At 40.7% G+C, this 13,924-nt stretch carries 17 protein-coding genes; 12 read left to right on the forward strand and 5 right to left on the reverse strand.

Annotated features, from left to right (window positions below; all coding sequences use genetic code 11):
* Positions 1–91 precede the first annotated feature (91 nt).
* Together QQK00_RS01670 and QQK00_RS01675 are read left to right on the forward strand one after the other, a co-directional pair.
* The gene (locus tag QQK00_RS01670; protein ID WP_284215749.1) at positions 92–391 is read left to right on the forward strand and encodes a putative signal transducing protein; all 300 of its coding nucleotides are present in this window, start codon (positions 92–94) and stop codon (positions 389–391) included.
* 114 nt (positions 392–505) lie between these two features.
* Positions 506–976: a hypothetical protein gene (locus QQK00_RS01675; RefSeq protein WP_284215750.1), complete on the forward strand. Its 471-nt coding sequence runs from the start codon at positions 506–508 to the stop codon at positions 974–976.
* 136 nt (positions 977–1,112) lie between these two features.
* Here the strand turns inward: QQK00_RS01675 and QQK00_RS01680 are convergent, their stop codons facing one another.
* Positions 1,113–1,382 (reverse strand): Txe/YoeB family addiction module toxin, encoded by a 270-nt coding sequence (locus tag QQK00_RS01680; RefSeq protein WP_284215751.1) that lies wholly within the window; start codon positions 1,380–1,382, stop codon positions 1,113–1,115.
* Positions 1,363–1,635, reverse strand: a complete 273-nt coding sequence (locus QQK00_RS01685) for a type II toxin-antitoxin system Phd/YefM family antitoxin (protein WP_284215752.1) — start codon at positions 1,633–1,635, stop codon at positions 1,363–1,365. The genes QQK00_RS01680 and QQK00_RS01685 overlap by 20 nt, the downstream gene beginning before the upstream one ends.
* Positions 1,636–1,809: 174 nt before the next feature.
* Between QQK00_RS01685 and QQK00_RS01690 the strand changes: the two genes are divergently transcribed.
* The 5 genes from QQK00_RS01690 to QQK00_RS01710 all read left to right on the forward strand — a co-directional run bounded on the left by QQK00_RS01690 (position 1,810) and on the right by QQK00_RS01710 (position 4,704).
* Complete coding sequence (locus QQK00_RS01690) at positions 1,810–2,388, forward strand: DUF2267 domain-containing protein (protein ID WP_284215753.1); 579 nt, start codon at positions 1,810–1,812, stop codon at positions 2,386–2,388.
* Between the two features lie 92 nt (positions 2,389–2,480).
* The gene (locus QQK00_RS01695; RefSeq protein ID WP_284215754.1) at positions 2,481–2,960 is read left to right on the forward strand and encodes a PEP-CTERM sorting domain-containing protein; all 480 of its coding nucleotides are present in this window, start codon (positions 2,481–2,483) and stop codon (positions 2,958–2,960) included.
* Between the two features lie 119 nt (positions 2,961–3,079).
* A complete protein-coding gene (locus tag QQK00_RS01700) occupies positions 3,080–3,433 on the forward strand; it encodes a hypothetical protein (RefSeq protein ID WP_284215755.1) in 354 nt (117 codons plus the stop codon).
* A gap of 97 nt (positions 3,434–3,530) precedes the next feature.
* On the forward strand, positions 3,531–3,800 hold the full coding sequence (locus QQK00_RS01705) for a hypothetical protein (protein WP_284215756.1): 270 nt from the start codon (positions 3,531–3,533) through the stop codon (positions 3,798–3,800).
* 256 nt (positions 3,801–4,056) lie between these two features.
* Positions 4,057–4,704, forward strand: coding sequence for a glutathione S-transferase family protein (locus QQK00_RS01710; protein ID WP_284215757.1), 648 nt, complete (start codon positions 4,057–4,059; stop codon positions 4,702–4,704).
* Positions 4,705–5,474: 770 nt separating this feature from the next.
* Here QQK00_RS01710 and QQK00_RS01715 read toward each other — a convergent pair.
* From QQK00_RS01715 to QQK00_RS01730, 3 genes are all read right to left on the reverse strand, one after another.
* On the reverse strand, positions 5,475–6,272 hold the full coding sequence (locus QQK00_RS01715; RefSeq protein ID WP_284215758.1) for a VPLPA-CTERM sorting domain-containing protein: 798 nt from the start codon (positions 6,270–6,272) through the stop codon (positions 5,475–5,477).
* A 172-nt stretch (positions 6,273–6,444) separates the two neighbouring features.
* Entirely contained in the window at positions 6,445–8,985 is a 2,541-nt protein-coding gene (locus QQK00_RS01720; RefSeq protein WP_284215759.1) for a winged helix-turn-helix domain-containing protein, read from the reverse strand.
* A 359-nt stretch (positions 8,986–9,344) separates the two neighbouring features.
* Entirely contained in the window at positions 9,345–9,617 is a 273-nt protein-coding gene (locus QQK00_RS01730) for a DUF1272 domain-containing protein (RefSeq protein WP_284215760.1), read from the reverse strand.
* Between the two features lie 289 nt (positions 9,618–9,906).
* Between QQK00_RS01730 and QQK00_RS01735 the strand changes: the two genes are divergently transcribed.
* The 5 genes from QQK00_RS01735 to truA are packed head-to-tail and all read left to right on the forward strand — an operon-like array spanning position 9,907 to position 13,913.
* A complete protein-coding gene (locus QQK00_RS01735) occupies positions 9,907–10,530 on the forward strand; it encodes an L-threonylcarbamoyladenylate synthase (protein WP_284215761.1) in 624 nt (207 codons plus the stop codon).
* A 35-nt stretch (positions 10,531–10,565) separates the two neighbouring features.
* Entirely contained in the window at positions 10,566–11,513 is a 948-nt protein-coding gene (locus QQK00_RS01740; RefSeq protein ID WP_284215762.1) for a segregation and condensation protein A, read from the forward strand.
* Positions 11,497–12,186 (forward strand): SMC-Scp complex subunit ScpB, encoded by a 690-nt coding sequence (gene scpB / locus QQK00_RS01745; RefSeq protein WP_284215763.1) that lies wholly within the window; start codon positions 11,497–11,499, stop codon positions 12,184–12,186. The genes QQK00_RS01740 and scpB overlap by 17 nt, the downstream gene beginning before the upstream one ends.
* An 18-nt stretch (positions 12,187–12,204) precedes the next feature.
* A complete protein-coding gene (gene rluB, locus QQK00_RS01750) occupies positions 12,205–13,128 on the forward strand; it encodes a 23S rRNA pseudouridine(2605) synthase RluB (protein WP_284217536.1) in 924 nt (307 codons plus the stop codon).
* Entirely contained in the window at positions 13,128–13,913 is a 786-nt protein-coding gene (gene truA, locus QQK00_RS01755) for a tRNA pseudouridine(38-40) synthase TruA (protein ID WP_284215764.1), read from the forward strand. Before rluB ends, truA begins: the two co-directional genes overlap by 1 nt.
* Positions 13,914–13,924: the final 11 nt, after the last annotated feature.

Raw genomic sequence — 13,924 nt, forward strand, 5'->3', positions numbered from 1 at the left:
CCCACGAAAATTGGAGAGCAGCACCTTTAAAGGTGGCTCGTGGGGAGTCATTATGTCTATGTGAATCTTAACATTGTAGGAGTCATTGAATATGAGAATGGTTTATACCAACGAAAATGCTGTACTTGTTAATCACGCTAAGAACATTCTAGAAAACGAAGGCATATCTACTTTTGTAAAAAATGAACAGGCTGCTACAGGCGGTCACGTTAATTTTGCATTAATGGAGTTATGGATAACCATAGATGAAGACGTGCAACAAGCAAATGACTTATTAGCATCATTAACAAGTGCGCCAACGGATAAAGAATGGCAGTGCTCCAACTGCGAAGAAAAAAATGACATTTCATTCGATATTTGTTGGAAATGTAGTAATGAGGCTCCTGATTGACCTCAGATTCACATAACAAAAACATCAACCAGAAAATTACTCGCTGGGCTATGCCCAATCGCTTCGTATTTTCTGGTTATATTAGGCGTTATATTTACAAGGAAACTGCTGTCTATGTTTATTAAAAAGGTAATCTTATTTGTTGTGGTAAACCTATTGGCTTCATTTGCTTATGCTGAAACATTGGAGTTTCCTAAATTAGGATTTTCAATCGATGGTTTAGACTCAGCTCCTACAGGTGCGATGGTTCAACCGATTCAAATGTTTCTCCCTCCTATGAATGGCTTTGCTCCTAATGTAAATGTGCAAATACAAGCCTATAACGGAACTATTAAACAATATAGAGAATTGTCTGAGGGGCAATTTAAGCAATTTAATTTCACTTTACTTTCGATAAAAGAAACTGGAAACTCATTATCTCTCGAATATAAAGGTGCTATGCAAGGCTTAAATTTGCACTGGTATGCCAAAGCTTTTAAAAAAGGTAATTATGTTTATTTAGTTACGGCAACAGGTACACAAGCGGATTGGGAAATAAATAAAGAAAAACTAATATCTAGTGTAAACAGTTTTCAACTCAAGTAAATATAACAAGATACTCATGCCAGCCGCTAGCGCGATTTCGGACACACAATTAGTCGTGCAATTTGTATTTCGCTTCGCTACATTATTACAAATTACACGACTCACTGTGCGACGCATAGGATGGCGTTATATTTTTCTAATGATCGTCGTAATGTCCACCAATGGCGAAAATGTAAATATATTCATCATCGAATTTATAAATTAATCGATCTTTGTGTGAAATCCGTTTTGACCATAATCCTGATAAATTATGTTTTAATGGCTCTGGCTTGCCTAATCCCGAACTAGGATCGGTACGCAGCATTTCCTTAAGTATTTTGCACAGAGCCTTATGTAACCTTTTATCTTTTTCTCTCAATTGCTCATAGATTAGCCACGTTTTACCTTCAAATATTAGTGATCTCATCTAATTGCTCTTGTGTTGGTTTATAGCCTTTATTGGTTGTATGCGTTTGCATTGAATCGGCAATTTGTTGCATTAAACTGTTACTCTGTAATACATGTAAAGTTTCTTGCTCTCGAGCCCAATCATCAGCACTCATCACAACAAAGTCATCACCTGCACGCCTTGTTACTTTTAAAGGTTCATGCTTGCTAATAGTTTGTTCAACATATGATTTTAAGTTGTCTCTAAATTGGTTTACGCTTATGCTATTCATAGTTAACTGGCTTTTATGTACGGTAATGTCGTACATTGTAGTATAAAAAATATAACAAGCCAATTTAAAGGACAAAAAAACAGCTGGTTTGGCTCCTGCGTCGCTAATTGTAACCAGCTATTTTGCTGCCTCTGATTGGGGCGTTGAGGCGTAATACTGAAGAGGTAACGAGATATGCCGGTTCCACTAGAATATGAACGGGCTTCAACAAAGTTCTATGATTATCTCGTTGATGCCAGAGATACAGCTGACCTCTGGAGTACACATGTAACCTACACAAAGACACAGGGTGTATTACAAGTTTTTCGTCGAAGGCTTTCGACTCAGGATGCAATAATTTTCGCAAATCTATTACCTATTTGTCTTAGGGCATTATTTGTCACTGATTGGAATGTTGATGAGGAAAAAATGCCTTTTGGGAGCCCAGAGACTATGACAAGAGAAATTAAATTGTCACGTGAACAACACAATTTTTCAACAGAAACAGCAATTCGAGATGTTGCTGAAGCATTACGGCGGCACGTTGATGAAGAAGCTTTTGATAAGATGCTTACGCAGCTACCTGAAGGGGCTGTAGAATTTTGGACACCATGGACATTAAAAATGGTGTCGCCTAACACCGAACAACTTGTTTCATCGGAAAAACTACTTGTTCGCGCTCGCATTTTTCAGCTGAGCAAAGCGTTAGGCAGTAAAGAAGTCTGCTCACAACTGTCGGTTTTTTTTGCACCCTTGTCAGTTTATCACAATTAAAAGCTTTAAAGTCAGTGTTATATGTTATGGTATGAAGCTTGCTTTTTAATGATTTCAGTTTCTGCTTCAAATCATTTTAAAAAGGTAATGTTATGAAAAAAGTTGTGGTTTTTTTGGGATTGCTCGTTTGTGGATATGCCAATGCTGGATTGATTCAAATAACTGCTGACTCCGCTAACTCGGGCGAGCTCGGATGGTTTGTCGTCGACGACACTATATTTGCTGCCGACACGAGCTTAGTTGCATCACAGCTCTATGATTATAATTGGAGTGATCCTCTCAGCACTTTTTCAATTAACCCTTTTGATGTTATAGGTGATACAGGTGTTACTCACTTCCTGCTGAGTGGAAGTGGTTGGACAGTAACAGGAGGAGGAGGTGATTCACTTACAACTGCGACAGGCGCATTATGGATTGCTGGGACTTCTTTTGTGCGATTTACTGGATATAACTCTTACTCAGATGTAACCTGGAGCACCACCGACTATACAGCTTCAGTTCCGGAACCTGCTAGCATTGTTCTTTTAGGTCTCGGCCTTGCGGGCCTTGGCTTCTCAAGAAAAAGAAGCTAGTTTATTAGCTATTAGTGAGTGCGTGAAGCCTTGGTTATCCGGGGCTTTTTATTGCCTAACAAAGAGCCGCAGCGGACCTACGGCCGCAGAGCTTGGCATATTAGGCATTTGGAGAGTACATGGAACGTTTAAATAGTAATGTAAGTACACTTTTGGTTTCTTCTGCTTTGGCAGTCGGAATTGTCAGCGGCGGTGCTTACTTTATCTTGGGATCATTTGAAGAAATTTTTCGAGAGTTTAATACCCAGTTACCACTTATACTGTCTTGGGTTTTCCCTTCTTACCGTTTTTGGTGGCTTGTCGCTTTCATTTTGTTAGTTATGTTTGTTTTTTCACTCAAACCTAAACTAAATAAATCACCAGCATTCAGTAAATTATTCTACCGCGCATCAATTATTGGTTTTTGTACTTCGGTCCTATTTATTGTATTTTCTTTAGCTTCAATTTATTGGCCTATAATGCAAAATGCCTAACAAAACAATAAACAACGTTCGTTTCACTCCCTGGGAAAAAGCCTCGCAGTCGCTCAGCTTTTGCCAGTATTGTAGACGTTAGTAGCCAAAGATAATTATGGATGAGTACGAATATCTAGGTAAGTTAAGGGATGCATACATTAACTCAAAAACCCCAGTAACTTTACATGGCGATTCTGAAGTAGTCATTAATGGTAAAAGCTATAAACAATCTATTTGGCAAGACACGGGTCAACTCGTCGTTTTTCAAGTAAGTAAACAAGGCTTTTTGAGTTCAAATTATTTTTGCCTAGGTCTCAATTTTAGCTCAAATGGTAAACCTAAAATGTTGTCAAATGAACAGCTTTGGGAAATGGGTATACCTTAATTGGCTGCTCACTGAATTTTTAAACGGCGCGACATCATCAAAAAATAGTGGTTTGAAAGGCTGTTTTAAATTAGGCATTAATAAGCGACAAAAGGATGCTTAATTTTGATGTTGGCATTCTAACATAAAAATTAAACCTCGCTGCGTTCGCGAAGGACAACTACACGTGCGCCGCTTCGTGATTGTCACGCACGTGTAGTTGCCGCTTATTTTAAAAGTTATGAGTATCCGCAAATTTAGAGACAAGGAGTCTATTTTGTTCAAGCTTTATTATTATCCAAACAATGCGAGCCTAGCTCCACATTTTTTGCTTCATCATTTAAAAGCAGAGTATGAGCTGTTGTTAGTTGATAAAAAATCGAACTCTCAAAAGTCAGCGGATTATCTTAGGTTAAACCCAGCAGGGCGCATACCGACCTTAGTTGTTAATGACCAGCCAATATTCGAGAGTCCAGCTATCTGCATACACATCTGCGAATTGCACCCCCAATCAGATTTAATGCCTGCGTTGGGTGCCCCGACTCGTCCCTTATTTTATCAATGGCTCGCGTTTCTCAATAATACTCTGCAAGCTGAACTCATGGTTCGCTATTATCCTCATCGCCACACTAACGATGAAGCTACCATTCCAAATGTTATAGCGGCTCAGGACGAAAGAGTTGCTGATGCATTGTCAATTATTAACGACCAGTTAGAGCATCAAGAATACTTGTTGGGTGATACCTTAACAGCATGTGACTACTTCTTGTTTATGCTTGCAGAATGGTCACTGCCCATTGAAAAGTCACCACTCGATTTTGAACACCTAGCAGCGTATTTGAAACGCCTTTGTTTGAACCCAACTATTAAAGCGGTTTGTGACATCGAGGGTATAGACTTAACACCTTTTGAATCATACTCATAACAGAGCCTTCAAGACTGATTCGTAAACGCGTGCCGAACTCGCTATCGCTCAAACATGGCACACGTTCACTCGCAGCTCAAGGCGGCGTAGGTTTTGCTAGATGAAATCCGAGTTAGACGAAATAGCCTTTTATTATTTATTCTCGGATTCAGTTGTTTTCAGTGGTGGCAGGCTCACAATATCTTTAAGCCAAGGAGCCGTATCAATTGAAAAAGAAGATGTGCCTAGACTTTCAAATCTTCGGCGTTGTTAGATTATTTAAAAAACGATACTTTGTTATTTCAGGTAACAGGGCAGGATGAAAAAATTGTTCACTACTGTGTTAAGACCGCAGATGATTGGATACATGTTTCGGCAAAGATCGGAATAGTAACGGTGTCCTTACTGTAAGATTTACGTATCGCGATAAGAAAATACGTATTTACGGGGCGGGATATTGGCGAAAAGGAAAAAAACTTTAAGAGCAACGAAATAACATATAGTGACGAAGAAACTGGTGATGTTAAGTTTGTTACTTATTTCTTACCATCACCATCTGAGCGACAAGACCGTAATGAAAACACTAAAATAACAATTGCGCTGAGCAAAAGAAGTGTTGAGTATTTTAAAAAAGCGGCAGTTGAAAACCACATGCAATATCAGAAATTGATACGGCAATTGTTGGATGATTATGTTACTCATCAAGATAAGGCTAACAAGGGCAGTCAGCGGACATAGGGGCCGCTGCTGCAATTGGTTTTACCGGCAGATCTGAGCTTACCTAATTGAAATCACTTCTTACGTTTAATACCAGCGAATCCAATCAAGGCTGAAATAAATAACCAAGCAGATGCTGGGGTAGGCACAGAGGTAATGGGTGATTGGTCCACAGGCGGAATTGGCTCCTCGCTTAAAGCATCAAACTCGATACTTGTAATATCGACATTATACTCTCCGAAATAACTATGAGGACTATAAAACGAAATTCTCCCTTGAAACAAATATCCGTCCATCAGCTCTTGAAAACTAGTAATGCTTGGAATACCCGCGCTATCAAATGTAGTATCATCATAGTCTCGCGCGCGCAGGGTAGAACCAGAAATTACCAGATCGTTAGATGCGACGGTATTTGAACGCCCAGCAAGCGTTAGGCCATCAATAGTGTTCGAACTTGAACCGTCTGTACCATTATAAACATGAGCAAAATCATCAGTGTCATAGCTACCTGTATGCGTCCAGGTAACGCCGTTATCGAGTAAAAAAGTCCAACTGCTGTATTCATACCATGCTTCATCTGTGATGACGCCGTCTGCTCCCACCGCATAATTTGTGCGATGTGGTGTGCTAGTTGAAAAATCTATTGAGCCTGTGAATGATGCGGTCTGTTGAGCCCAGTCATATTCTAAATCTCCTCCCCGGTTTTTAAGATCAAGGGTACCGTTGAAAGTTAGAAGTACAGCACTCGCTTGACCAGAAAATATTGTTAATAAGACGCTTGCAATTGTTAGCTTATTTATAAGGTTATTTCTTATCTTAATTATTGCTAATACGAACTCAGAGACAAATGTTCTTAAGTTGAGGTTATCCATAATTTTTACTCTTAGGTGATTGTTAATACTGGCTTTGAGAGTAATTATTTAAAGATAGAAATACCTAAAAAAAAGCTAAAAAAACCTAAAAAATACTATGATTTACGTTTACTACTGGTGCGATGATGCTTATTTCGAAAAAGTTGCAGAGGACCAACAGGCGCAGGCTAATTCAATCGGCTGTTGGGAGTGCTTTTCTCCTAATTGTTGATGATGGCAGCGCTAAAGCACTAAGTTTGATGTCGTCAATCAAAACACTATTTAATATTAAGTGTCTGTAGTTGTCGCTGACCTGTTGATCGTAGTCGTTACCTTGAATCATTTGAGCAAGGAAATGGTTACGAGGGTCATGAGGGAATAAAGCCAAAGTACTCTTATGTATCGATTTTATTTCTGCTAAATACTTTGCTGTTGGTGCAATTAAGTGTTGTAACCAAAATAAACGAAATCGAACAAAGTAGGCGTTTGGATCATCTTTTTTGGCGTTCATTGCCATACTGGTATAGTCAATACCTTGTTTGAGCGCCGCTTCTGCGTCATTCCCACGATTTTCTGCAAACAATACAATCGCAGAAATAAGTCGTTCTTCGCTGGCAACCCATGCTAGTGAGTAGTAATTGGCGTTTTGAGTAAAGGCTTTTTTCAGAAGGGTTCGCGAGGCAAGTAAGTGTTGTGAGGTCGCATCAAACTCTCCCTGACGTAAATATTGTTTGGCTAAATAGAGTTCACATTCACTCTGCTGAGCAACCGCCTCGACAATCGACGGCTTTAAAATCAAGCCACGTTTGTAGTACTCCACGCATTCAAGCGCAGGTATAAGGGAGTTTTCACCCAATGCATAGCTTTCTTTGGTGCGACTCAAATGCAAATATCCTGAATTAAAAATGGCCCAAACATATTCATTTTTCAACGATAAAGCAGTATTCGCTGCTGCCAAACCTTCGCTGAGAAAATAATCATATTCTTTTTGATTGTAATCTCCAGTTTCTAACAAGCTGGCGTAAAGGTCGGCCATATTGTTATAGGTAAAATGGAATGATGGGGCTAATGCAATTGTTTGTTTATATGCGGCAAGCGCAGCATTAAGTTCAGTTGTATAAGGTTGACCATGGGCCGCTTTCCATTTAGCCATGGATGAATAGGCATTGCCGACATTGTCGTATACTGCCGGCAGCTTAGGGCTCAAAACAATGATGGCTTTATATATACTAACGGCGTGCTGAAGCATGGTCGAAGGGCTGCGGCCATTCGCGGTTTCTATACTTGCCCAAGCTTTATAAATGCGTGCTTTTGTGTGAAGCAATGTGATGTCTTCAACATTCAGCGCTAAGCCTCTATCTACAATGTCTATGGCATACAAAATAGCCGATTCAGCATCCACACCATCACGATGTAAGTACATCGCTTCATAGTGTTTTATGATGGCGACATTGCGAGCGAATTCTACGCTCATATTATTTTCTTTTAACTGTTGCTGAGTAAGGATGTCTATTTTCTTGAATAACTCAGCAACATCCATCTCTCTGGTGTTGTCCACTAAATATAGATATAAGAATTCTGTATATGTTTCTGCAAACTCAATGGATTTGCTATCAACATTTCGCATGATACTAATAATCGTATCTAGCTCGCGGATGTGTGCCTGTTTTTTAGCTACATTTTGATTTTCATTTAAGGCTAAATTAAAAAAGAACAAGCTGCTTATTCTTTGAACATGTAAATCTTGAGGGTTTAGGGCGACAGATTGTCTACAAACTCTCCCACCGTTGTTTGAAATCTCTTCTGTATCCTCCAAAAAACCATCGGTATATAGCCGTAACTGGTCAACGTACAACGAGCAAATATAGTTGGCATCATGCTTCTTATCTTGTTGAAAGATACCTAAATCATAAAACACGGAATACACAAATATTTGTGCTACCCGCTCCCATATTTTACTTTTGTTATCTGAAATTAAACTCTTGGATATATTAAACGTTCTGTGTTGCGCAACTTGACTCATCTTTGTGTTAACCAATTGAAGCCGAACAACATAGTAATTGTCTTGCTCCAGGGTTTGTGATTCTATGACATATGAAAGTTCTAGTTCATTGTAGAGAGCCGAAAAGTCATGAGTGTTTTCCCAAATTTGATTCACGCGCGCGTTCGAAAACACTGCTGCAGCGGAGTGACTGGCCGTACTATCCATCAAGGCATTGGTTAACAATGTCCCTTTAATTTCAGCATGAAGGGGAGTTGAATTATCTAGCGTCATGACGTTAGGTAAAATTCCTATCTTAAGCTGCTTAAGATTTGGCTGTGTAGCTACATTTATTACTGTCGATAAGCCAACAAAGAGCACGATAACGACTAACAATAGTGCGCCATAAAAATAATAAGGTTTATGTATTGATTTTGGTGGACGCTCAACAGCACTTGGCAAAAGCATGCTATAACCCCGTTTAGGGACTGTTTTAATTAGACCTTCTATCGCCAGTAACTTTAGTTTTTGCCGTGTGACGCTTACTAAGTTAGTCAGCGAGTCGTCTGATACAATACATTCTGTCCAAATTTCATCTAGTAGGGTCTGGCGTGACACGTCTTGCCCAGCATGAGCAAACAATATTGAGAGTAGTAACGTGCTTTTATCAGATAGAGGGACGACCTTACCATCACGTTCAATTTCAAAACGCGCAGGGTATAATTGACAGTCTCCAATATTTATTGCTTCCATGTCTTACAAGTTTTCCTGTTGCTCTGGCTGGTATCAATCGCAAAGTGTGACTGAATTTCGCAGAATATAATACCCCTCTGTTCTACGCAACTGGGTGATAAAGCAGAGCCTTCAATTCCGCATGATTAACGAATAAGAAAAATATACCGTGTATGATGTTAGCAGGGACGTGGCTTAATCTGAGAAGTTTGAAGGTCTGCGTGCAAGTGTAGGGTCTGATTTTCATGCGCCTACGCGTTGGACCGAACTAGGTCGAAAATTGGTTTTACCGGCAGATATGACGCCTGTTTGGCAAGCTTGGCCCTAGCATTGAGGCATTCATCGCAAACATAAGACGTTAGAGAGTACACCCACAAGCGTTAGTGTTTGTCATCGTACTTGTTAAAATTAGCATACTTAACGTGTTTTTGGTTTATAAAACGTTGTGTCGAAGCGGGATTTTTTAACAAATGCTCTGCTGGTCGAACTGGGCGTTTGACGAGTTCTCCACCGCAATTTGGACATATATCGTTAAAGTTATTCGTGGTGCAATTTACACAAAACGTGCACTCGAAACTACATATGCGTGCGTCGTTGCTTTCAGGGGGCAAATTAATGTTGCAGCATTCACAATTTGGTTTAAGTATTAACATTCGAATTTCTCTACTAGCCGAATTTTAAGTGCAGATTAGCAGGTGCTTTTTAGGCACATCGGACCTAATTTCCTCTTTTCCTGCCATGTGTCAGTTTTTTTAGAAAGAAAATAAAATCGATATGCGGTAAACCACGAAATACTAAGTTGTCAGTATGATTGTTAGTATTGTCTGGTATACTTGAGCAGATACGTTATAGCGTCTAGCGGCGCTAAAAATGTGAACAGCAGCGAATATTCGAGTACGAGTTTAAGACCTTGTAGAGTTAACATCCAACTACTGAGTTCAAATGAGCCAATTTTTTTATATACACCCTGACAATCCTCAAACAAGGTTGGTAAAGCAAACCTGTGAGTTAGTGCAAAAGGGGGAAGTCATTGTTTACCCAACTGACTCTGGTTACGCCATTGGTTGCCAGATGGAAAATAAAAAGGCACTCGAACAAATTTGTAGAATTAGAAACATTGGTAAAGACCATAATTTTACCTTAATGTGCAAGGACATGTCTGAGCTTTCAGAATATGCGCGAGTTGATAATACAGCATTTAGACAAATTAAAAATAACACGCCCGGACCTTATACGTTTATTTTACGTGCTACCAAAGAAGTGCCGAAACGTTTACAAAACCCGAAACGAAAAACGATTGGTATTCGTGTGCCTGAAAACAATATTGCCTTAGCGATACTTGAAGAACTGCGAGAACCCTTAATGTCTACTACCTTGATTTTACCCGGTGAAGATGTTGCTGAGTCTGATCCAGATGAAATTAGGGACAAGTTAGAACGGCAAGTGGGCTTAATCATTCATGGCGGTTACTTAGGCGAACAACCTACCACTGTGATTGACATGTCAGACGGTGAGTCAGTTATCATTAGAGAGGGCAGTGGTGATACTGCGCCTTTCGAGAACTAGCGCTGTTATGGTTTCATATGTATTGGTGTTAGCCAATGGCTAGCTCGTCTACACGCGATCGGTCGACAGCGCCTGGTCAGACGGGCGGTGCAAATGTAGTTGAACATGCAAGCGATCAGGCTGAGCCTCCACTTCCCCGGCAACATACTCTACAGGTCACTCAACAGACTACTGAACAGATCACTCAACAACAGCCATTGGCGCTCGCATTTGTTAATGGCGAAGCGTTAATTGAAAAACCCGAAGACCTATATATTCCACCTGATGCGCTAGAAGTCATATTGGAAACATTTGAAGGGCCGCTAGACCTACTTTTATACCTCATTCGCAAACAAAAATTCGATATAGTTGAATTACCTGTATTACAAGTGACAAAGCAATATATGGAATATGTTGAGGTAATGGCAGATATAAAACTGGAACTAGCAGGCGAGTATTTGCTGATGGCTGCAATGTTAGCAGAAATCAAGAGTCGTTTGTTGTTACCAAAGCACGAGGGAGCGGAAGAGGACGAGGGTGATCCGCGAGCTGAACTTATTCGTCGGTTAAAGGAGTATGAGCTAATTAAAAAGGCCGCTGAAGCGCTTGATAATGCGCCGAGAATGCAGCGGGATTATCACCTAGCGCAGGCGGGCACAAGTGATGAAGTGCAGCCAATTAAGCACCTACCTCAGGTAAGTTTACAGGAGTTAGCCTTGGCGTTTGCTGGTGTAATGCAACGGGCAAAGGCCTTTGAACATCATCAAATAGAAAAAGAAGTACTGTCTACTCGAGAGCGAATGAGTATGTTGTTGCAGCGCTTAACACACGATACTTATATGCGATTTGACGAATTGATTAGTGCAGATGAAGGTAAAGCTGGCGTAGTGGTTAGCTTCATCGCCATGTTAGAACTGGCAAAAGAAGGCTTAGTACAAATAGAACAAGCTCAACCTTACGCAAATATTCATGTTAAACTTGGTAGTTATGAGCAAGATATCTGACGTTCAGCTTAAACAGTTGGTGGAAGCCGCTATTTTTGTGGCGGATGAACCATTGTCCACTGACAAGCTACGCGCAACCGTATTAAGTGAATTTAGTGTGTCTACTCGCCAACTGAATAAAGTATTTAAAGAGCTAGAACTTGATTATGCGCCGCGCGGTATTCAATTAGTTAAAGTTGCGACAGGATATCGTTTTCAGTCCAATGCTGGTTTAGCGCAATTGCTTAGCCGCTTATGGCAAGAAACGGTGCCAAAATATTCGAGGGCAATGATGGAAACCTTATCATTAATTGCTTACCGTCAGCCAATAACGCGTGGTGAAATTGAAGAAATTCGCGGTGTAGCGGTGAGTAGCAACATTGTTAAGAGCTTATCTGAAAGAGATTGGATAAAAATCGTCGGACATAAAGAAGTGCCTGGACGCCCAGCCTTGTATGCTACAACCAATACGTTTTTAGACTATTTTGCGTTATCGTCACTCGCTGAATTACCTTCTGCGGCAATGTTTGATAAAAATGATGCCGACGAGCAAGCAAGTGCTGAAAGCAAAGACAAAGCGCATATTGAGACTGGCGACAGTATTGACAGTAGCGAGCATACTCAACAAGAAATATCACTAGATGAACAAAGCGAAACGTCTGTTCCAAGTGAACCTTTAGGAAAATTACATTAGCATATGTCTGATAAAAACATGTCTGAAAAAAGTAAGTTAGATAAGAACAAGTCTGATAAAAACACCTCTGAAAAACTGCAGAAGGTGCTTGCGAATAATGGCGTTGGGTCTCGGCGTGAAATGGAAAAATGGATTGAACAAGGCCGTGTTTCTGTGAATGGGAAAATTGCGAGCTTGGGCGATCGAGTCGAAATGCATGATCAAATCCGTGTTGATGGTCATCAAATTTCTCGTCAAAAAGAACGGTCACCTTGTCGTGTACTTATGTACAACAAGCCGGAAGGCGTTATTTGTTCATTAAAAGACCCTGACGGCCGCCCAACAGTGTTTGATCGTTTGCCACGTTTAGTCGGCGAGCGCTGGATTGGCATCGGGCGTTTGGATATAAACACGAGTGGACTTTTACTCTTTACCAATGATGGCGAGCTAGCAAATCGCTTAATGCACCCCTCATATGAAATTGAGCGCGAATACGCCGTGCGGGTTTTTGGAGAAGTAACCCCAGCAATACTGCGGACATTGACGAAGGGGGTTGAGTTAGAGGATGGTGTCGCCAAATTTAATGCGATTCATGTTCGCCCGAATGAAGATGAAGGTTTGAATCATTGGTTTAATGTTACCTTGAGTGAAGGTAGAAACCGTGAAGTACGTCGTTTATGGGAATCTCAGGGGTTAAAAGTTAGCCGACTAATGCGTGTGCGTTACGGCAATTTAGAAATGTTTAAGCGTTTGCCACAGGGCGCTTGGGTAGAGCTGGAGCTGTCTACTGTAAATGAACTGCGTAATATGGCGAAGCTGCCGCCTGAAACTGAAACGAAAGTGCATGAACAAGATAAGCTTGATCACACTAAATTAAGCCGAATGCGTCGCTCATTGCGAAAGCATAAGCAAACGAAAGTCGTTGGGCAGCGCCAAAGAGCGAAAACTAGAAGTAGAAAGTAATGCGTTTTGCCTTAGGAATTGAATATCAAGGCCATGCCTATAAAGGGTGGCAAAGTCAGACGGGCTTGAGCACAGTACAAGCAAATATTGAGCGCTGTTTATCTCAGATTATGACTGAAAAAGTTGATGTTGTATGTGCCGGTCGTACAGACGCAGGTGTACATGCGACAAATCAAATTGTGCATTTTGATACAAATATTAGCCGTCCAATGAACGCGTTTACCCTCGGCATGAATTCTAATTTACCCGGCGATATTGCTATACGATGGGCGCAACAAGTGGATGACGATTTTCATGCTCGCTTTAGCGCTACCGCAAGGCGCTACCGTTATATTATTTTTAATAACCCGTTTCGTCCTGGCATTTTATCAACTGGACTAACTCACGTGTACAAGACGTTAAATGCAGAGCCAATGCATGAGGCTGCACAGGTACTTGTGGGTGAAAATGACTTTACTAGCTTTAGAGCTGCGCATTGCCAATCAAATTCTCCGTGTCGAAATTTAACGTCGATTTCGGTTGAACGCAGAGGTCAATACATCGTCGTTGAAGTCGAGGCAAATGCGTTTTTGCATCATATGGTACGAAACATTGTTGGCTCGTTGATTGAAGTGGGTGCTGGTGAACAAAGTGTTACGTGGTTTAATCGCTTACTGGCGCTTAAAGATCGGACTAAAGCGGCGGCGACCGCTAAGCCAAATGGTCTGTACTTAGTTAAGGTGACTTATCCAGAGAAGTTTAATATCCCAACGCCACCTTTAGGACCTTTGTTTCTTGGGGCATAGGGAGTAGTACT

It is taken from the genome of Agaribacter marinus, assembly GCF_030160655.1.
Classification (GTDB): domain Bacteria; phylum Pseudomonadota; class Gammaproteobacteria; order Enterobacterales; family Alteromonadaceae; genus Glaciecola; species Glaciecola marina.